Genomic DNA, 20,191 nt, shown 5'->3' on the forward strand with positions numbered 1-20,191 from the left:
GAGAAGTAATGAAAATCCTTTTTGTATAGATTTGTCATCCCTTTAAAAAAGAATTTATTAGTTGTTAATTGCTAATTGTTATTTTTGTTGTACTTTTGTGCCTTTGATTGCTAACCACTGTTTACTGATGAAAAAGCAAATTACCAATACTGTGTTAATGGTACGCCCTGTGCGCTTCCGTATGAATGAACAAACCGTTGTAAACAACTATTTCCAAGAGGAAATGGATTTGAAGAACGACGAAATAAACCTCAAAGCTCAGCAAGAATTCGACACTCTTGTGGATAAACTATGTGCTGTTGGAGTAAAAGTGATTGTTGTAAACGATGTTTATGAACAAAACACTCCAGATTCAGTATTCCCGAACAATTGGATTACCTTCCACCAGAACGGCGATGTAGCTATCTACCCTATGTTTGCCGAAAACCGCCGCCGTGAGCGTCGTGAGGATATTTTAGACAAAGTAGAAGCTGAAGGTTTTGATATTGAAAACGTATACGACTATACCGATGCCGAAAAAGAAAATATCTTCTTGGAAGGTACGGGCGCTATGGTACTTGATAGGGTAAACCGCAAAGCCTATTGTGCGCTCTCTCCTCGTGCCGATGAAGAGCTTTTTATTGAGTTCTGCGAAGATTTTGAATATACTCCAGTGATTTTCAAAGCCTATCAGCAGGTAGGTAATGAGCAATTACCTATTTACCACACTAATGTAATGATGGCATTAGGTGTAGATTTCGCAGTAGTGTGCTTAGACACCATCACCGATAAAAGCGAGCGCAAAAATCTCTTACATCATCTCAAAGAAGACAAAAAAGAAGTAATTAACATTACCCCTAAACAAATGGAACAATACGCTGGCAATATGCTACAAGTACAAGGAAAAGAAAGCACTTACTTAGTAATGAGTGATGCTGCCTATAACAGTCTAACTCCCGAACAACGAAAAACTATAGAAAAGCATACCGCTATTATTCACAGCAATTTAGAAACCATTGAAACTTGTGGGGGTGGTAGTGCTCGTTGTATGCTTGCAGAAGTCTTTAACCCTCTAACATCTAAACACTAATAACTAAAATGGACAAAAAAGAATACATTCAAAGTAAAATACGCGACATTAAAGACTTCCCTAAGGAAGGTATTATATTTAAAGACATTACCCCTCTACTAATGGACGTAAAAGGGGTAGAATACGTAATAGACCTATTGGTAGAAAACCTACACGGTCAGAAAATCGACAAAGTGGTCGGAATGGAAAGCCGTGGATTTTTCTTTGGTATGCTCCTTGCTCAACGCTTAGGAGCGGGTTTTGTACCCGTACGCAAAAAAGGAAAATTACCCTATAAAACTCTTTCACAGACTTACAATTTGGAATACGGGCAAGATATGCTCGAAATCCACGAAGATGCCATTGCAAAAGATGAAAAAGTACTAATTCACGACGATATCCTCGCTACAGGAGGTACTGCCGAAGCTGTAGTAAAACTTATAGAACGTCTCGGAGGGGATATCGTGCAGCTTGATTTCCTAATGGAACTACATTTTCTCAAGGGACGTAATAAACTAAAAAATTACAAAGTGTATAGCATTCTGTAAAAATCAGAGAATTGAAAATTACTTATTAGAAATGTTAAGACTTAAATATCAATTATTTAAACATTTCTAATTAAAAAAATATACCAAAAAATTTCGCTACTTAAATAAAAAATCCTACATTTGCGCGAATAAAAACAAACAAGTAATGAAAATAAAGAATTGCATTCTATATATCACTTTATTTGTAATCTCACTGTTACCTCTAAAAGGTTTTGCTACCGAAAATGAAGGAAGTGAGGAGTTTAATATCAATGAGTTAATAGATGAACACATCGGGGATTCTCACGATTTCCACTTATTTGATTACAATGGGCACACTTATTCATTGCCCTTACCTATAATCCTATGGACTGATAACGGATTGGTAACTTTTTTGTCAAGCGCTTTTCATCACGACAACAAAGGAACTGTTGTAGTTGAGAAAAACGGACAGCGGTTTGTTCGCTATAAAGAGGATATCTACTACGCCAATGCCGATACGCCCCTTACGTTTAACGCTCAAGGTGATGTAACCAATGCACGCCCTCTGAACTTTTCTATTACTAAGAATGTCGTTTCATTGATGTTAATATCAATACTATTATTGCTCACTTTCATTGCGGTAGCGCGTTCATATAAAAAGAATCCTAAAGCTCCAAAAGGATTGGCAGGTCTATTGGAACCTATCGTAATCTTTGTGCGCGATGAAATAGCTATTCCTAATATAGGAGAAAAGTATTACAATAGATATATGCCCTATTTGCTTACAGTCTTTTTCCTCATTTGGGTAGGAAACCTCTTCGGACTTATACCTTTCTTCCCTTTTGCAGGTACAGTAACCAACAACATTCTCTTTACGGGTATGTTAGCTCTTTTCACACTTATCCTTACCTTATTTAGTAGCAACAAACACTATTGGCAACACATTTTTGCTCCACCTGGGGTACCCTCGTGGATATTACCTATTATGATACCTATCGAAATATTGAGTGTATTCACTAAACCTTTTGCCTTGATGATACGTTTGTTTGCTAATATGACAGCAGGTCACATCATCGCCCTAAGTTTGATATCACTGATATTCATATTCAAATCAGTAGCGATAGCCCCTGTATCAGTTGCCTTTACAGTGTTTATGCAAATGTTAGAGTTATTAGTAGCCGTATTGCAAGCTTATGTTTTTACACTGCTTTCTGCACTATTCATAGGGCAAGCTGTAGAAGAAACACACTAATCAACCTAATTAACACAAGTAACTAATTAATTTTTATAAATATGACTTTATCTTTAGCAGGAATTGGGGCTGGATTAGCAGCCATCGGAGCCGGAATCGGTATTGGTAAAATCGGTGCTTCAGCCGTAGAAGGTGTAGCACGCCAACCCGAAGTCTCTTCTAAAATCCAAACTATGATGTTGATTGCAGCAGCTCTTATCGAAGGGGCAGCCCTCTTTGGTATCGTTGTAGCTTTCCTCAAATAGTACTAAAAAAACCGTTGTGTAACGGTTGGTTGCACAACGGTTCTTTACTGACAACACCTAACACCTAATAATTAAATACAATGAATTTATCACATCCTGAAAGTTTATTATTCTGGAATACCATTATCTTTCTCATCTTGCTCTTCCTCTTAGCAAAATATGCTTGGAAGCCAATAATGAATGCCGTAAAACAACGCGAAGACTCTATAAACAAGGCTTTGGAAGCTGCTGAAGAAGCTCAAAAACAAATGGCAAACCTCAAAGCCGACAACGAGCGTCTTTTAGCCGAAGCACGCGCTGAAAGAGATGTTATCTTAAAAGAAGCAAGAGATATCAAAGATAAAATTGTAAGTGAAGCCAAAGAAGAAGCCCATCGTGAAGGTGTAAAACTCATTCAACAAGCACAACAGGCAATTGAAAGTGAGAAGAAAGTAGCTTTAGCACAACTAAAAGACCAAGTTGCAGCACTTTCTATCGAAATGGCGCAAAAAGTGATGATGAGCGAGCTCTCCGACGAGAAAAAACAAACTGCCCTCATCAACGATTATTTAAAAAGTGTTACCCTAAACTAAATAGGTTATGTACGGATTCAGAGTAGCAAACAGATATGCCAAGGCTCTCTTGGAATACGCCCTACAGCAAAATGTCTTAGAGGCGGTTTTCGCTGATATGACCTTGATAGATAAAACTATAAAATCTCATAAAGATTTGGAACGTATGCTCATCTCCCCTATCGTAAAAACAACGGTAAAAAAGAATGTGCTCTCCAAAATCTTTACTACAATAACTCCCGAAACCTTGCGTTTATTTGAATTACTAATTAAAAACGGACGCTTGTCTATTCTCGGGACAGTAGCTGAAAAATTTGTAGTACAATACAACATCTATAAAAATCACAAAGTAGCAGTGGTTACTACAGCTACCCCACTGAATGACTCTACCCAGCAAGAAATGCTCCAAAAGGTAAAATTACTTACTAAGAATGAAAATGTTACTCTTGAAAACAAGGTAGATAAAAACATTATAGGAGGCTTTATCCTCCGTGTAGGTGATGTCCAATACAACGCTAGTGTAGCTCACAAACTCAACCGATTGCAACAAGAGTTCCAAGAAAAATTGTTTTTGTAAGTAAGAGATAACGTTTTCTAGTTTGATATTTACAACGAAAAATGATAAAAACTAACAACTAAGAAATAAAACCTGAAAAAATGGCAGAAATAAAAGCCGCTGAAATTTCAGCAATTTTAAAAGAACAATTAGCGCACTTCGATGCCAATGCTTCTTTAGAAGAAGTAGGAACGGTATTACAAGTGGGAGACGGTATTGCGCGTATCTTCGGACTATCAAATGCGCAATATGGTGAATTAGTGAAATTTGACAACGGACTACAAGGGATTGTCCTCAACCTCGAAGAAGACAACGTAGGGATTACCCTCTTAGGACCGTCAACCGATATTAAAGAAGGTGATACTGTAAAACGCACGGGGCTCATCGCTTCTATCAACGTAGGCGAAGGCATCGTAGGTCGTGTCGTAAACACCTTAGGGCAACCTATTGATGGTAAAGGTCCTATTACGGGCAAACTATACGAAATGCCGTTGGAACGCAAAGCCCCTGGAGTTATCTTCCGTCAGCCTGTAAACGAACCTTTGCAAACGGGTATCAAAGCTATCGACGCGATGATTCCTATAGGTCGTGGGCAACGTGAGTTAGTAATTGGCGACCGTCAAACAGGTAAAACTACCGTGTGCATCGATACAATATTGAACCAAAAAGAGTTCTACGATGCAGGTAATCCTGTATATTGTATCTATGTAGCTATTGGTCAGAAAGCTTCAACAGTAGCAGGTATTACAAAAACCTTAGAAGATGCTGGTGCTTTAGCTTATACTACTATCGTGGCGGCTAATGCTTCCGATCCTGCTCCTATGCAGGTATATGCTCCTTTTGCAGGAGCTGCTATTGGCGAGTACTTCCGCGATACAGGTCGCCCTGCGCTTATCATCTACGACGACCTTTCTAAACAAGCGGTGGCTTACCGTGAGGTATCGCTCTTGTTGCGCCGTCCACCCGGACGTGAAGCTTACCCTGGTGACGTCTTCTACTTGCACTCTCGTCTGTTAGAACGCGCTGCCAAAGTAATTGCCGATGACACCATTGCACGCCAAATGAACGACCTCCCCGAAAGCATCGCTCCACTCGTAAAAGGGGGTGGTTCACTCACTGCTTTACCTATTATTGAAACTCAAGCGGGCGACGTATCAGCTTATATCCCTACTAACGTGATTTCTATTACCGACGGACAAATATTCTTGGAGTCTGACTTGTTCAACTCTGGAGTACGTCCTGCTATCAATGTGGGTATTTCCGTATCACGTGTTGGGGGATCAGCTCAGATTAAATCTATGAAAAAAGTAGCAGGAACACTCAAGTTAGACCAAGCGCAGTACCGCGAACTTGAAGCCTTTGCTAAATTTGGTTCTGACCTCGATGCAGCTACTATGGGGGTTATCGAAAAAGGAAAACGCAATGTGGAAATCTTAAAACAACCACAAAACGACCCTTACCCCGTAGAAAATCAGATCGCGATTATTTATGCAGGTTCTAAAAATTTATTGCGCCAAGTACCTGTAAATAAAGTTAAAGAATTTGAAAAAGAATACTTAGAATTCCTCAATGTATCTCATCGTGACATTTTAGATCAGCTCAAAGCTGGCAAACTCACCGATGAGATTACAGCCACTCTTGAAAAAGTAGCCCAAGATTTAAGCGAAAAATACGCAAAATAGTAAATACATCTTTTTAAATATTTATTCTTATGAGTATTATTATATGGATAATTATTGGAGCTGTCTTTTTGTTTGCGCTACAGATTTATATAAACAAAGCTTATACAAAAAAACACTTGCAAAAACAAATAGGACACATCAATCAAAATCCTTTAACTGAGGAACAGATACGATTGCTCACTTTTGGAGCGATACTAACGTATTACCGTGGTGAAAATCTACTAAACCTGATGCCTACTGAAATATTAGAAACATATCAGAAAGGATTACGTCAACAATGGGAAATAATAGATACAGCATCTGCTAAACAAACTATAAGTGACTTATTAGCACAGAAACGTTCATTACAGTTCCGACATCTGCTAACGCAAACCTCACCTGAGCTTAGCAAAATACAGAAACAAATAGCCAATGGTTTGGGAATAGAATTAGCACAAGTAGAGGCAGTAAAATCGGCTTATGCGTGGGATTTGTGTAGAGCAGCTTCTTTGGCTAAATGGTGTTATTGGTGCCAATATATCTCTGAAACTGAAATGTGGAATATATTGCAAAAAGTATCCGATATAGCGAAAGAACAAGGCGAAAATTGGCAAGAATATACCATATCTTTCCTTTTAGGACGTACTATTCAGGGGTTTGATTTGGAAGACCTTATTATTCTAACCTCTCAACTATTTCATAGTAAATCACCTTCATTAAGGAAAATAGAAGGAATAGATGTTTATCAAAGGTATTCTTTCTAATTTTGATAGAAACCTTAAAACATATAACTAACAGTTAATGATTAACGGTAAATGGTTAGAGTTTACCTCTTACCTCTTTTACCTCTTACCTAATAAAATGGCAAATTTAAAAGAAATACGAAGCAGAATTTCATCGGTAAGTTCAACAATGCAGATCACAGCAGCGATGAAAATGGTATCGGCAGCCAAACTGAAAAAAGCTCAAGATGCTATTGTAGCGATGAAACCTTATGCTTATAAACTCAAGCAGTTGTTAGAACACCTTAGCGCTGCCTTGGGTGATGAGAATGTTTATAATCCACGCAAAGGAGAAGTAAAAAAAGTACTTTTGGTACCTATCACCTCCAATAGAGGCCTCTGCGGGGCGTTCAATGCCAGCGTGATAAAAAAAGTGTTAGAGTTAGAGCAAACTACCTATAAAGACAAGCAGGTACGACTCTACACCATAGGTAAAAAAGGCAATGATGTGTTGAAAAAATACGATAATATTATAGCTCATAATAGCGAAATTTTCGATAAGCTCACCTTTGCTACAGCTGCTACTTTGGCTGAAGAACTAATGGAATTGTACACTTCGGGTAAATATGACCAGATAGTATTGGTGTACAACAGTTTTAAAAATGCAGCTACTCAAATTCTTACAGAAGAAACATTTTTGCCTATACAACCCATTACTACTTCTAAAACAAATAACAAAGAACTAAATACCGATTATATCTATGAGCCTTCTAAACAAGAAATTGTAGAAAAACTCATTCCACGTTCGCTAAAAACACAATTGTTTAAAGCCTTACGCGACTCTGTAGCAGCAGAACACGGCGCACGTATGACGGCTATGCACAAAGCTACCGACAATGCTCAAGACCTCAAAAACGAACTCATCCTCACCTACAACAAAGCTCGTCAGGCTACCATCACTGGTGAGATTATCGAAATCGTTGGAGGGTCTGAAGCCTTAGCTTAAAATCTGTAGGGACGAATAGCAATTCGCCCTTAATAGAATGGCAATTTGCCCTAAATAATAGAGAGATTTAATTTTATATGGAAAACAAAAAATTTAACAACAACTACAAGAAGAATAGCTATTCCTCTAATGGGAATTCAGAGAAAAAGCCTTACAATTCTTCTTACAACAGCGGTAACAATCGCAACAACAGCAATAGTTCATTCAAAAAGAAAACTTACGGACAGAACGAAGGACGTAGTTACAACAATAATAACGGTAACCGCTATAACAATAACAATGGTAACCGTTACGACAATAATGGTGGCAATCGCTATGATAATTATGACAATAACAACGGTTATAATTTCGAAAACAAAAAACCTTACAACCCTAACTTCAAAAAGAACGACGGGTATAGCAAGCCTAACAACTACAACCGTAATGAAAATTATAACCGCAATGAAGGTTACAACCGAAACGACAACTACAAAAAACCTTTCAACAAAAAACCTTATAACAACAACGCTTATAAACCTTATAACCAAGCTCCTATTGATTACCCCGCTGCCGATCCAATAGAAGTGCGCTTGAACAAATTCATCGCCGATGCAGGCATCTGTTCACGTCGCAATGCCGATATGTATATTTCTGCAGGTAATGTAACGGTAAATGGTGAAGTGATGACAACCCTTGGCTACCGCGTAAAACCTACCGATGAAGTTCGTTTTGATGGTAAACTCCTTTCTTCTGAAAAGAAAGAATACATCTTGCTCAACAAACCCAAAGGTTTTATCACCACTACCAACGACGAAAAAGGCCGTAAAACAGTAATGGATTTGGTCGCAAATGCTACTAATGTTCGAATCTTACCTGTAGGCCGTTTAGATAGAGCTACTACAGGTTTGTTATTGCTTACCAATGATGGTGAGCTCACCAAAAAACTCACTCATCCCACTCACGGTGTACGCAAAATATACCACGTAATTCTCGACCGCAAACTCGACTACAAAGATTTTATGAAGATACAAGATGGCTTGGAGTTAGAAGACGGTTTCATTGAGGTAGACGAAATCAGCTATGTAAACGATAAACCTAAAAATGAAATAGGTATTAAAATCCATAGCGGTCGCAATCGTATTGTACGCCGTATTTTTGAACACTTGGGCTATCAAGTAGAAAAACTCGACCGCGTAGTGTTTGCCGGACTCACTAAAAAAGATTTACCTCGTGGTCATTGGCGTCGCCTCACTCAGCAAGAAGTAATTAATCTTCGCAATATGAAGTGATGCTATCTTCTAAATCCTAAAAGCTTGAATAAAAACTTAGATCCAAATAAAGAAAATTATTCGGCGCAAGAACTCGATATAGAAAGAGCCTTGCGCCCTTTGTCGTTTGATGATTTTGCGGGGCAAGAAGCAGTTTTAGAAAACCTAAAAATATTCGTAAAAGCTGCTAATATGCGCCACGAAGCTCTCGATCATACCCTTTTTCACGGCCCTCCAGGACTTGGAAAAACTACTCTCGCTCATATTTTGGCTAACGAATTGGGTGTAGGTATCAAAATTACTTCAGGTCCTGTGCTTGATAAACCTGGAGATTTAGCTGGATTACTCACTAATTTGCAAGAGCGCGATGTACTTTTTATCGACGAGATACACCGCTTGAGTCCAGTAGTAGAAGAGTATCTTTACTCAGCTATGGAAGACTACAAGATTGATATAATGATAGAATCAGGCCCCAACGCTCGCACCGTGCAAATCAACCTCAATCCCTTTACACTTATAGGAGCAACCACCCGTTCAGGTTTACTTACAGCTCCTATGCGTGCACGTTTTGGTATTCAAAGTCGATTGCAATATTATTCTACTGAACTTTTAGCAGATATCGTTCAGCGTAGTGCTTCTATTCTCAAAGTCCCAATTTCTATGGAAGCTGCTATCGAATTAGCAAGCAGAAGTAGAGGTACCCCGCGTATTGCTAATGCCCTTTTACGTCGTATTCGCGACTTCGCGCAAATAAAGGGCAATGGTAAAATAGATATCGCTATTACCCGCTTTGGGCTCAAAGCCCTCAATGTAGATGCACACGGATTAGACGAGATGGACAACAAAATCCTCTCCACCCTCATCGATAAATTTAAAGGAGGCCCCGTAGGAATCACTACTTTAGCAACTGCCGTCTCCGAAAGCGCCGAAACTATTGAAGAAGTCTATGAGCCTTTCCTCATTCAAGAAGGTTTTATTGTACGTACCCCTCGCGGTAGAGAAGTAACCGAGTTAGCTTACAAACACTTAGGAAAAGTTCATCCCGCAAAACAAGGAACACTTTTCGACTGAAAAAACAATATACAATTAACAAAAAATTCCTTAAAGTAACACTGCACTTTAAGGATTTTTTTATAGTTATAAAAGGCATTTCCGTTCTATTTACTCAAATTCGAAAAACTTTTTTGTTCTATGACAAAAGTTTTTTTAAGACTTATTATTGTTTTTTTAATATTTTGTATTAACTTTGCGCGATGAATAGACGTTTATACATAATAGCTCTAATACTTACAAGCTTATCACTTGTAGGAATTATCTTTATTCAAGGGTATTGGATTAAGATGGCGATCGACGATAAAGAAGAAGCTTTTACTTATTCTATTCAGCAGGTTCTCAATAATGTAGCAAGGCAAATAGAGCAAGATGAAGTAGATAAATACGTAGCTCAAATCATCTTTTTAAGAGAAAACGATAGTACCCTTAAGCTTAAAGACCCTCTCTTGCATGACTTTGTTTATATACAAAATTACAAAGACAACAAGGAAAATTTTGCTTATAACCACGGCGTTTTAGATGAAGATTATGAACTACCTATAACAACTACTCCTCATTCGTTTAACAATCATTACTTAGACTACAATCCAAAAATACAAAAATTAGACACCAATCCATATTTGGTAAATGCCTATGAAAAATTGAGCAATTTACCTAAAATAGAACGTTTGATGATTGAAGAATCTTTCAAAAACATCATCCGTCAACAATCCATAAGCGAACGCGTATCAATTATTCAAATACAAAAACTCATCCAACAACGATTGGAAAAAAGAGGACTCAAATTGCACTTTGAGTTCGCTATATACAATAAAAACGTACTCTCAAAAGTACATTCTAAATACTTTGAACCCAATGAGACCAGAGAGTACAGAACATTGCTCTTTGGCGCCAATAGCAACGACGATTCTCTCTATGAATTAGCTGTAGTATTCCCTCAACGAGAACGCTTTGTTTTATCGTCAATTATAGGTATAGCAAGCCTCTCCACTGTTTTTATGCTCATTATTATAGCGGTGTTTATCATTACACTAAACCAACTGATTACTCAACGCCGCATTTCAGAAATAAAAACAGACTTTATCAACAATATGACTCACGAGTTCAAAACACCTATCGCTACAATGAACTTAGTACTCGATACGCTCAAGAGCCCTATTGCATTAAACGACCCCGACAAGGTAATGCATTACGTGAAAATCCTCAAACAAGAGAACAAACGAATGCTCGCACAAGTTGAAAATATCTTGCAAATATCCCGCCTCGAAAAAGGCAATTTGCAATTAGAACGTGAACCTTTAGATGTACACGACCTTATCACAAATGCTATTAGCCACGTACAAGTGATGCTCAACGAACGTAATGGATTGATACGCACTCACTTCTTGGCAGATAATAGCGACATATCAGCTAATGAATCTCACCTTACCAATGTATTTGTAAATGTAATTGAAAACGCTATCAAATATTCACCAGAAGCTCCTGTAATAGATATCTATACAGAAAATATCAAAAATAGAATCCTTATCTGCATTAAGGACAAAGGTCAAGGAATGAGTAAACAAGCCGCTAAATACATTTTCGATAAATTCTATAGAGAACACACTGGCGACTTACACAACGTAAAAGGGCACGGTTTAGGACTTGCTTATGTAAAAAGTATCGTAGAATACCATCAAGGAAGTATTTATGTAGAAAGCGAAAAAGGAAAAGGCTCTACTTTCTTTATTAAGCTACCTGTAATATAAGTGCTATAAAATAAGCTCAAAAAATAACTAAAAACAAATAAAAAAATGAATATGAACGGAAACTATTACTCTGCCAAACCTTCCTCTGAAGATAAACGTATCCTCTTAGTGGAAGACGACCCTAACTTTGGTACAGTACTCAAAGACTACTTAGTAATGAGCGGTTTCGATGTTACATTAGCCAAAAATGGTATGGAAGGCTTTGAGCTTTTCAAAAAAGAACTCTTTGATATGTGCATCCTCGACGTGATGATGCCTTACAAAGATGGATTTACGCTCGCAAGAGAAATCCGTGAGAAAAATGAAAAAATCCCTATCATTTTCCTTACAGCTCGTACTATGCGCGAAGATGTAATCAAAGGATACAAATCTGGCGGCGACGACTACCTCAACAAACCTTTTGATTCCGAAATTCTCTTGATGAAAATACGCTCAATGTTACAACGTAAAAACATTGAGACTATGGTCGATAACAATAAGTTTGAATTTGAAATAGGCAATTTCTTCCTCAATACTAAATTGCGTATTCTTAAATACAAGGACGAAGAACCTATGAAACTCTCCCCTAAAGAGAATGAACTATTGCGCCTCCTCGCTCTACATACCGACGATTTTATGTCACGAGAACTCGCCCTTTCTAAAATATGGAAAGACGACAACTATTTCACCTCTCGTAGTATGGACGTATATATCGCTAAACTGAGAAAATTGCTAAAAAAAGATGAAAAAGTAGAAATTCTAAACATCCACGGTGAAGGTTTTAGATTGGTTGCTAACAAAGATGCTGACGGCTTTATTTAGGAACTTTTTTACTTTTTTTTTGGTAGTTCACTGAAAATTCTTACCTTTGCGCCTCAAAAGATAGGCAATCAATTACTGAACTTGTAGAAAATGAGAAAGTTAAAAGATTATACTATTTCTTTTGCAGGCTTAAAACAAGGAAAACATCAGTTTATTTACAATATTGATAAAAAGTTTTTAGAACTTTTTAGTTTTGATGAAATAAACGATACTCAACAAACTATCACTGTAGATTTAGAAAAAAAAAGCAACCTTATGGAGTTGCACTTCCACAATAGTGGAACAGTGAATGTAAATTGTGATGTTTCTAATGAACCTTTCAATCTACCTGTATCTGGTGAATTGTTCTTAGTAGTAAAATTCGGTGAAGAATATAATGATGACGACGAAGAGCTACTGATACTCCCTCACGGCGAACATCAAATAGAGATAGCTCAATACCTCTATGAGCTCATTGTATTATCAATTCCAGCAAAACGTGTACACCCTGATGTACTCAATGGTTCAATGCACTCCGAAATTTTAGATAAACTTGAAGCATTAGCCCCAAAAGAAAACCATATAGCCCCCGAAGCTATAGACCCACGATGGGAAAGTTTAAAAAAATTAATAACTGATAAATAAATATTAAGCAATGGCACATCCTAAGCGAAGACAATCAAAAACAAGAAGAGATAAGAGAAGAACTCACGACGTAGCAGTACTTCCACAAATTGCAAAAGACCCTACAACAGGCGAAAACCACTTGTACCACCGTGCTCACTGGCATGAAGGTAAACTTTACTACCGTGGACAAGTGCTTATCGATAACACTGAAAAAGCTGAATAATCAGTAAGTAGAAGATGAACTCTCATACAAAAATGAAGTTTAAATAAAAAATAGGCTGTAAGATTAATCCTCACAGCCTATTTTTTTATGCTTCTTCTTTAGTAGTTGTAGAAGGTTCTTCTTCTAAAAATCCTTTGTTGAGCAGCAAATTATACCATTGTATTACTTTCTTAATATCACTCGCATATACACGGTCGCGATCGTAGTTAGGAAGTACTTTGGCAAAATAAGATTCTAAAGTAGCCCCATCCGATTTTGCTGATATACTTGCTTCTTTGCCTCCTTCTAAAGTTTTCATACTTTCAAACACTTCACTTAAAGGCACTTCCCTTTCCATAGTGTAAATAGCTATTTCTGATAACAAACTCACATTATTGCGAATCCCTACCGAAATGCGTTTATCATCGGCTAAAGAAGTAGCTAAAAATCCTGAACGCGTTTGCGTTTCTAAATGATACAAACCTGGTTTCCCCGATATGGCAAGTATTTTTGTTAAATTCATTTTTTATATTTTTAATATTGATTATTTACTTAGCATTTAAAAATTTCATTCTGTAATCTACCTTCACCTTTCCTTTCATAATATTGTTCAGCTTGCTTTTGATAAGCTGTTTTTTAAAAGCCGAAAGTTTATCTGTAAACAATATGCCTTCTATATGGTCGTACTCGTGCTGAACAATACGCGCTGCCAAACCATCAAGAGTCAGTGTTTGAGGCTTGAATTCCTCATCAAGGTATTCAATAGTGATTTGCTTGTGGCGGCTCACGTCTTCACGCACCCCTGGAATACTGAGGCAACCCTCATTGAAATTCCATTTATCACCTGTTTCTTCAGTGATTTTGGCGTTGATAAAAGTCTTTTGGAAGGTTTTCAAAAACGCTTGTTCTTCAGGGGTTAAGTCATCATCCTCAGCAAACGGAGAGGCATCAACTACAAACAAACGTATAGCAAGCCCTACTTGTGGGGCAGCTAAGCCTACACCATAAGCGTGACGCATAGTGTCGTACATATTGGCGATAAGCGCTTTAAGCTCGGGGTAATCAGGAGTAATATCCTCCCCTACTTTCCTGAGCACTGGGTCGCCGTATCCTATAATAGGTAAAACCATTGTGATATTTTTTTATTTTGCGGGGGCAAAGATAAGAATAATTTGCTAATTAGCCAATTCGGCCAATTATTAAATTATTTTGCACTTTAAAAATAATTCACTACCTTTGCCTTATTGATAACCTATAAAAAAATTCATTATGAAAGTAACTTATTTAGGTCACGCTTGCGTGAATATAAACATTGATGGGATTCACTTTCTTGTAGACCCTTTTATTAGCCCTAACCCTTTGGCTTCACACATTGATATAAACTCTATCAAAGCAGATTACATCCTCATCACCCACGCCCACGGCGACCACATTGCCGATGTAGAAGCTATTGCCAAACGCACAGGTGCTCAACTGATTACCAATCCCGAAATTCTCGCTCACTACGAAAAATTAGGACTTAGCGGTCACGCTATGAACCTCGGTGGCTCTCACCGATTTGTAGATGGCAAAGTGAAAATCAAGATGATTAAAGCTGAACATTCTTCATCTTTCCCCGATGGTTCTTATGGAGGCAATCCTGCTGGTTTTTTGATTGATTACAACGATGATACTATCTACATTTCAGGAGATACCGCCTTACACTATGATATGAAAATTATCCCCCACCAATACAAGGTAAATCTGGCAATTTTCCCCATCGGTAACAACTATACAATGGGGGTACGCGATGCCCTTACAGCGGCTCGCTTTGTAGAAGTAGGCAATGTGTTGGGCGTGCATTACGACACCTTCCCTGTAATCAAAATTGATAAAGAAGCTGCTAAACGCAAATTCAAAGACGACCATCGTCGCCTTCACCTCTTAGAAATAGGGGCTTCTTTAGATTTAAAAGATTTAAATATTAGTACCCTATAAGTATTAGGTGTCAAACAATAACTATTAAACTTTGTTGAAATTTAGAGATTTCAACAAAGTTTTTTTTGTACATTTTACAAATTGACGAATCGACAAATTGGCTAATTGACAAATTATTCTTACTTTTGCGCCGTTTTATATGCAAAACTTTTATTAGCAAAGAATGAAAAAACTTATCACTTATCACTTAACTATCCTCTTATCTCTTATTTCTTACTCCTTACCTCTTACCTTAAAAGGTCAAGAATTTAAACCTATCATTCCTCTGAATACTAAACCTTTACTCGCAGGTACTTTTGCCGAATTGCGCCCTAATCACTTCCACGGCGGTATCGACCTAAAAACTGAAGGTCGCGAGGGGTTACAAGTTTTGGCTGCCGATAAAGGCTATATTTCTCGTATCAAAGTAAGTCCGTATGGCTATGGTAAAATGCTGTATATCACCCACCCCAGCGGCTATGTAACCACTTATGGACACTTGCAAAAATACGCTCCCGAAGTAGAAGCTTTCGTAAAACAAAAACAATATGCACAACAAACTTACGACATTGATATTATCCTCGACGAAAAACAATTTCCTGTATCACAAGGTGATTGGGTAGCCCTTAGTGGCAACACAGGGGGTAGCCAAGGACCTCACTTACACTTCGAGGTACGCGATACCAGCGACAATGGCTGGAATCCACTGCTCTTTGGTTTTAAAGACCTTATTGAAGATACTACTCCTCCCGAAATTATACACCTCTATGGTTATTCACTCGGCAAAGATGCTCAAATAGAAAGCACTCAACTCCCCCGACAAATCAATAAAACTTTACAAGCCGATCACACTTACCTCGCCGATAATATCAGTGCTATAGGTACTATTGGGTTTGGCATTCAAGGTTTTGACCGCCAAAATGAAACAATGCACCGAAATGGCATCTACAAAGTAACTCTCCTGCTCAACGGAGAGGTGCAGTTCCAAACTGTTTTAAACAAGGTGAATTACAACGATACTCGCTACCTCAACGCCCTGATCGACTACGAGATGTATACTCAAAAAAGAGGTATGGTACAACGCCTTTACAAACTGCCTAACAACCGTTTAGACGTCTACCCTATCCCTCCTACCAAAAGCAATTTTGGGTATCTTACCATAGAAGAAGGTAAACAATACACTGCTACTATTATAGCCGAAGATTTCAAAGGGAATACTACTACAATAAATATCCCTATAGAGGGCAAACGCGAAATACTAAAAACACCTCGACCAGAACCTAAAGGCAACAAACAAGTGGTAGCCACTCGCGATAACTACTATGAATTAGAACACGGTAGTGTTTATTTACCTGAAAATACCCTTTATGAGGATGTACAAATGCTCATCACCAGCAAAAAAGATTCTATTACCGTAGGTGATTATCGCATTCCTGCTCAGAAATACTTTACTGTAACCATCAAAGACGATAGTTATACCCCCGAAGAAGCCAGCAAAATGTTCCTTTCACGTGGTGGTAGTTACGAACCTACCATTTATAAAGATGGTGTATTTACAGCCCGCGTGCGCAATTTTGGCACTTTCACCTTGCGAAAAGATGTAACTGCTCCCACTCTCAAAGCTGTGAATTTCAAAAATGGTGGCATTGTAAAAGCCGATACTCTCAAAATTTTAGTAAGCGATAATTTCAGTGGCTTTTCCTCTTGTTCAGCGACCCTCAATGGCGAGTGGATACTCTTTGAATACGAACCCAAAAACAAATGCCTTACTTTCCATTTTAGTGATATCGATACTACTAAAACCGATAAATATGAGCTCATCGTAAATGCCAAAGATAAAGTAGGCAACGTAGGAACTCTAAAAGCCAACTTTACCAAAATAACGACTAATAACTAATAGCTATATGAAACATATCATTTTTACAGAAAAAGCGCCAGCGCCCATTGGTCCTTACACACAAGCGGTAAAAGCTGGCAACACGCTCTACGTATCAGGACAAATACCTGTGAATCCTGCAACGGGTGAAGTAGTAAAAGGCATAGAAGCTGCCACCGAGCAAGTAATGGAAAACCTCAAAGCGATCCTCACCGAGGCAGGAGCTACTTTTGAGAATGTAGTAAAAACCACTATTTTCTTAGCCGATATGGGGCAATTTGCGCAAGTAAATGGCGTATATGCACGCTATTTCAACGAGGCAACAGCACCTGCACGCGAAACTGTGCAAGTAGCACAATTGCCTAAAGCTGTAGAAGTAGAAATTTCTTGCATTGCTGTATTGTAGTAATGCCGTGTAGAGACAAAAAAAGCTGTATAGCAAAATACTATACAGCTTTTTTTATGATCAATTTGATAAAAAAACTATATCACAAATTGATGTTTTAGATTTTCATAGTATTACTTCAATAGTCTGTTTTTCTCGTCTTCTACCCCTGTGTTTCTTATATTATCATTCACTTCTTTACCTTTAGCAAAATCATAGCTAATACCTATACCAAACTGACGACTGTTAATGGTTGAATATAATGTGTTATAAATGCCATTAAAATCATATTCACTTTTAGAACGAGAGGTCTTCAATATATCAGTTACAAAGGCTTTTAACCTAAATGAGCTTGAAAAAGGAATCATTAGGCTAAAGTTGAGCTGGTGATTGTAATAGTTTTTGGTATACAAACTCTTATTGGTTGAGGTATATTGGTAAGTAAGAGAAGCTTCGATATCTTTGGGGAGGTAAAAGCGCTGTGAGGTGTAAAATTCGGCATATAAGGAGTTGAAAGCATTCCCTAAATACTTGAAGTTAAAATACCCCCCTGTGAATTTCGCATTGCACTCCCACCAATCGGTGAACTTAGTAAAACGGGATAGGAACAAATACACATCGTTTTTATAACCTACATTCTCGGGACGAGTAGTTATTACGCCAGCAATAGCGGTAGGAATGTTAAGCACATTTTTTTCGGAATAGCGGTAAGCCACAGCCATATCTACTTTTTTCCACCTATAACCCGATTGCAACATATATCCTTCTATGGGACTTAAATCTTTATTACCTATATAGGCATCGGTAGGAGAACTTTTGATATAGGTAGGGTTAAACAGACTGTAATTCACCCTGCTGAACCATCGGCGAGCAGAAAAGAAGAAGGTTTCTTTGCCGAGCTTGGTAGTATAGAGGGCATTGAGTGACCATTGTGTGTTGTCGTTATGGAAATTATCTAAGTGATTGTTAAACGTATTGTAATTATATTCAGAACGTAAGCCTACTGAGAACTTTGATTTTTGAGTAAGAGGAAAGACGTAATTGGCAAAAGTGGCAAAGATGTGTTCTTTGAAGGAGAAATCATTAGAAAGAGTAGTGTTTTTTAACTTCTGGGTAGGCAAAATATCAAAATAAGCAAACTCATCTTGATTGTCTACCAATGAATAACGCAATCCAAGCACTAAGTTCTGCTTTTCTGAAGGGTATTTAGAGGTAAAAAACTTACTCCAAGTAGTTTTAAAGGCATAAACATCGCTGTAAGAGTATGAATCTTGCTCAGTATTTTCTTCGGTAGTTACTGTGCGGTAATAAATATCTTTTTCAGTAAGAGGACTTTCATACTTTTTCTTAACCAAGTCTAAGGCTATTTTGATATTTGAACCTAAGGAGTCAGTAGTATGGTCGAAGTTCAGTGAGAAAGAGTGGTCATTAGATATGGCGTCCCATTTTCTGTTCGTAGTAAAATGATGGTTGAGCACATTGTTGTTATACACATTAGTTAAAATGTTGTATTCATTATCAGCATCAGCATCATAATTATAGATATACAGAAGGCTAAGAGTCGATTTTTTATTGAAATAGTAATCTGCTCCCAGCGTTATCCCGTTTGCTTTTCGTTTTAACTGTCTATCGGAAGTACTTTGATAAAGTGTATTACTATTTTTCAAGAGAGATTGCTCCTCTGTATTGCTAAAGGTGTGATGTCGTTCGTGGTATAGGTTAGTAAAAAGACGATATTTGTCAGTAGAATAAAACAGGTTTACATCATCGTTATAGCCTAATTTTTGTTTGTACAGAAAGTTGTGACTTAACGAGCCTACCCATCCGTATTTTGCAATAGTAGTTATTTTTATGACGCCTGCTTTTGAGCTATCGATACTGGCATCAATTTTATCAACTACTTCAATACTTTTTATACTCTTGACGGGTATTTTATCTAAGAAAGACGCTATTTTGTCTTTATCGAGGTGTAATTCCTTACCATCAAGCATTATTAAAATATCGTCATTGCCGTAGATTTTCAAACCATTAGTAGTAGAGATGCTGGGAGCATACTCTAAAATATCGGTCACCGCAGAACGATAGGCGAGCCGTGTGCCCGTTACTTCAATAAGTGAGCCCGTTTGAGTAGGGATGACAGGATTTTTCCGACCAGTAACGGTTACTTCTTTAAGGTTTTCTACTTTCTCGGTAATCACAATATTGCCTAATGTGATATTCTTATCTACCATTAGCTCTTGCTGAAAAGGCTCATAGAAAATAGAAACCACATTTAGCTGGTATTGCCCTGCTGAAAGGTTTTCAAAAGAAAAAGTACCCTTTTCATTTGAAGCAGTTGTTTGTAATACCTTGTCTTGTGAGAGCAATTTAACAGTACAATTAGCTACTATTTGGTTATTACTAATTAAAATCCCAGTAACACGATATTGTGAAAATATGTATAAGGGAAAGCATAATACTAAGAATAAAATACTCCTTTTCATTATTATTTCATCATTTCTTATTTTACATAAGCACTTAAAAAAAGCGTGAGCACATTCCCTATTACTTTCTCATAGAAGCCCGACTAAAGGCACACTGCAAAAGTAAAAAGAAATGCCCACGCTATAGTACAGGCATTTCCACTTTTAGTTTCCCCATAACATTAAAAAATGGTCGTTTTCTATGACAGGAAATTGTAAAGTGAAACGCTAATTTATGTCTTTATGTAAGTATTTTTTCTGTTTCTTTCAAATAGTGTTTAAATGTTTCTTAAATAAGAAGAAGA

The 20,191-nt window shown here is 37.6% G+C and carries 21 protein-coding genes; 18 read left to right on the top strand and 3 right to left on the bottom strand.

What is annotated here, in order from left to right:
- Window positions 1–127: 127 nt before the first annotated feature.
- The 15 genes from ctlX (at window position 128) to rpmF (ending at window position 13,228) form a co-directional block, all read left to right on the top strand.
- Window positions 128–1,069, top strand: a complete 942-nt coding sequence (gene ctlX / locus CBG49_RS12815; RefSeq protein WP_088594776.1) for a citrulline utilization hydrolase CtlX — start codon at window positions 128–130, stop codon at window positions 1,067–1,069.
- Between the two features lie 8 nt (window positions 1,070–1,077).
- Complete coding sequence (locus CBG49_RS12820) at window positions 1,078–1,596, top strand: adenine phosphoribosyltransferase (RefSeq protein ID WP_088594777.1); 519 nt, start codon at window positions 1,078–1,080, stop codon at window positions 1,594–1,596.
- 145 nt (window positions 1,597–1,741) lie between these two features.
- A complete protein-coding gene (gene atpB, locus CBG49_RS12825; RefSeq protein WP_088594778.1) occupies window positions 1,742–2,809 on the top strand; it encodes a F0F1 ATP synthase subunit A in 1,068 nt (355 codons plus the stop codon).
- A gap of 41 nt (window positions 2,810–2,850) precedes the next feature.
- Complete coding sequence (atpE, locus tag CBG49_RS12830) at window positions 2,851–3,054, top strand: ATP synthase F0 subunit C (protein WP_009413286.1); 204 nt, start codon at window positions 2,851–2,853, stop codon at window positions 3,052–3,054.
- A gap of 80 nt (window positions 3,055–3,134) precedes the next feature.
- The gene (locus CBG49_RS12835) at window positions 3,135–3,626 is read left to right on the top strand and encodes a F0F1 ATP synthase subunit B (protein ID WP_009413287.1); all 492 of its coding nucleotides are present in this window, start codon (window positions 3,135–3,137) and stop codon (window positions 3,624–3,626) included.
- 7 nt (window positions 3,627–3,633) lie between these two features.
- Window positions 3,634–4,182, top strand: coding sequence for an ATP synthase F1 subunit delta (atpH, locus tag CBG49_RS12840; RefSeq protein ID WP_088594779.1), 549 nt, complete (start codon window positions 3,634–3,636; stop codon window positions 4,180–4,182).
- Window positions 4,183–4,262: 80 nt separating this feature from the next.
- On the top strand, window positions 4,263–5,843 hold the full coding sequence (gene atpA, locus CBG49_RS12845) for a F0F1 ATP synthase subunit alpha (RefSeq protein WP_009413291.1): 1,581 nt from the start codon (window positions 4,263–4,265) through the stop codon (window positions 5,841–5,843).
- 29 nt (window positions 5,844–5,872) lie between these two features.
- Window positions 5,873–6,586 (top strand): DUF1266 domain-containing protein, encoded by a 714-nt coding sequence (locus tag CBG49_RS12850; protein ID WP_088594780.1) that lies wholly within the window; start codon window positions 5,873–5,875, stop codon window positions 6,584–6,586.
- 97 nt (window positions 6,587–6,683) lie between these two features.
- Window positions 6,684–7,550 carry an ATP synthase F1 subunit gamma gene (gene atpG / locus CBG49_RS12855; RefSeq protein WP_088595335.1) on the top strand — a complete coding sequence of 289 codons (867 nt, stop codon included), beginning with the start codon at window positions 6,684–6,686 and terminating at the stop codon, window positions 7,548–7,550.
- A 77-nt stretch (window positions 7,551–7,627) separates the two neighbouring features.
- Window positions 7,628–8,818, top strand: a complete 1,191-nt coding sequence (locus CBG49_RS12860) for a pseudouridine synthase (protein WP_088594781.1) — start codon at window positions 7,628–7,630, stop codon at window positions 8,816–8,818.
- A gap of 24 nt (window positions 8,819–8,842) precedes the next feature.
- Window positions 8,843–9,868 (top strand): Holliday junction branch migration DNA helicase RuvB, encoded by a 1,026-nt coding sequence (gene ruvB, locus CBG49_RS12865; protein WP_088594782.1) that lies wholly within the window; start codon window positions 8,843–8,845, stop codon window positions 9,866–9,868.
- A 182-nt stretch (window positions 9,869–10,050) separates the two neighbouring features.
- Window positions 10,051–11,598, top strand: a complete 1,548-nt coding sequence (locus CBG49_RS12870; RefSeq protein WP_088594783.1) for a sensor histidine kinase — start codon at window positions 10,051–10,053, stop codon at window positions 11,596–11,598.
- A 45-nt stretch (window positions 11,599–11,643) separates the two neighbouring features.
- A complete protein-coding gene (locus tag CBG49_RS12875; RefSeq protein WP_009413297.1) occupies window positions 11,644–12,399 on the top strand; it encodes a response regulator transcription factor in 756 nt (251 codons plus the stop codon).
- Between the two features lie 90 nt (window positions 12,400–12,489).
- A complete protein-coding gene (locus tag CBG49_RS12880; protein ID WP_088594784.1) occupies window positions 12,490–13,023 on the top strand; it encodes a YceD family protein in 534 nt (177 codons plus the stop codon).
- Between the two features lie 10 nt (window positions 13,024–13,033).
- A complete protein-coding gene (gene rpmF / locus CBG49_RS12885; RefSeq protein WP_009413299.1) occupies window positions 13,034–13,228 on the top strand; it encodes a 50S ribosomal protein L32 in 195 nt (64 codons plus the stop codon).
- Window positions 13,229–13,313: 85 nt separating this feature from the next.
- Here rpmF and CBG49_RS12890 read toward each other — a convergent pair whose 3' ends face one another.
- Both CBG49_RS12890 and def read right to left on the bottom strand, forming a co-directional pair.
- Window positions 13,314–13,730: a DUF5606 family protein gene (locus tag CBG49_RS12890; RefSeq protein ID WP_088594785.1), complete on the bottom strand. Its 417-nt coding sequence runs from the start codon at window positions 13,728–13,730 to the stop codon at window positions 13,314–13,316.
- A gap of 25 nt (window positions 13,731–13,755) precedes the next feature.
- Window positions 13,756–14,337 (bottom strand): peptide deformylase, encoded by a 582-nt coding sequence (def, locus tag CBG49_RS12895; protein ID WP_088594786.1) that lies wholly within the window; start codon window positions 14,335–14,337, stop codon window positions 13,756–13,758.
- 139 nt (window positions 14,338–14,476) lie between these two features.
- Here def and CBG49_RS12900 point away from each other — a divergent pair, with 139 nt between their 5' ends.
- From CBG49_RS12900 to CBG49_RS12910, 3 genes are all read left to right on the top strand, one after another.
- Window positions 14,477–15,184, top strand: coding sequence for a metal-dependent hydrolase (locus CBG49_RS12900; RefSeq protein WP_088594787.1), 708 nt, complete (start codon window positions 14,477–14,479; stop codon window positions 15,182–15,184).
- A 163-nt stretch (window positions 15,185–15,347) separates the two neighbouring features.
- A complete protein-coding gene (locus CBG49_RS12905; RefSeq protein WP_088594788.1) occupies window positions 15,348–17,060 on the top strand; it encodes a M23 family metallopeptidase in 1,713 nt (570 codons plus the stop codon).
- A 7-nt stretch (window positions 17,061–17,067) separates the two neighbouring features.
- Window positions 17,068–17,445 carry a RidA family protein gene (locus CBG49_RS12910; RefSeq protein WP_009413305.1) on the top strand — a complete coding sequence of 126 codons (378 nt, stop codon included), beginning with the start codon at window positions 17,068–17,070 and terminating at the stop codon, window positions 17,443–17,445.
- 113 nt (window positions 17,446–17,558) lie between these two features.
- On the opposite strand, the gene CBG49_RS12915 is transcribed toward CBG49_RS12910, so the two are convergent.
- A complete protein-coding gene (locus CBG49_RS12915; RefSeq protein WP_088594789.1) occupies window positions 17,559–19,907 on the bottom strand; it encodes an outer membrane beta-barrel family protein in 2,349 nt (782 codons plus the stop codon).
- Window positions 19,908–20,191 lie beyond the last annotated feature (284 nt).

The sequence above is a fragment of the Capnocytophaga endodontalis genome (assembly GCF_002209445.1).
GTDB classification, from domain to species: Bacteria; Bacteroidota; Bacteroidia; order Flavobacteriales; family Flavobacteriaceae; genus Capnocytophaga; species Capnocytophaga periodontitidis.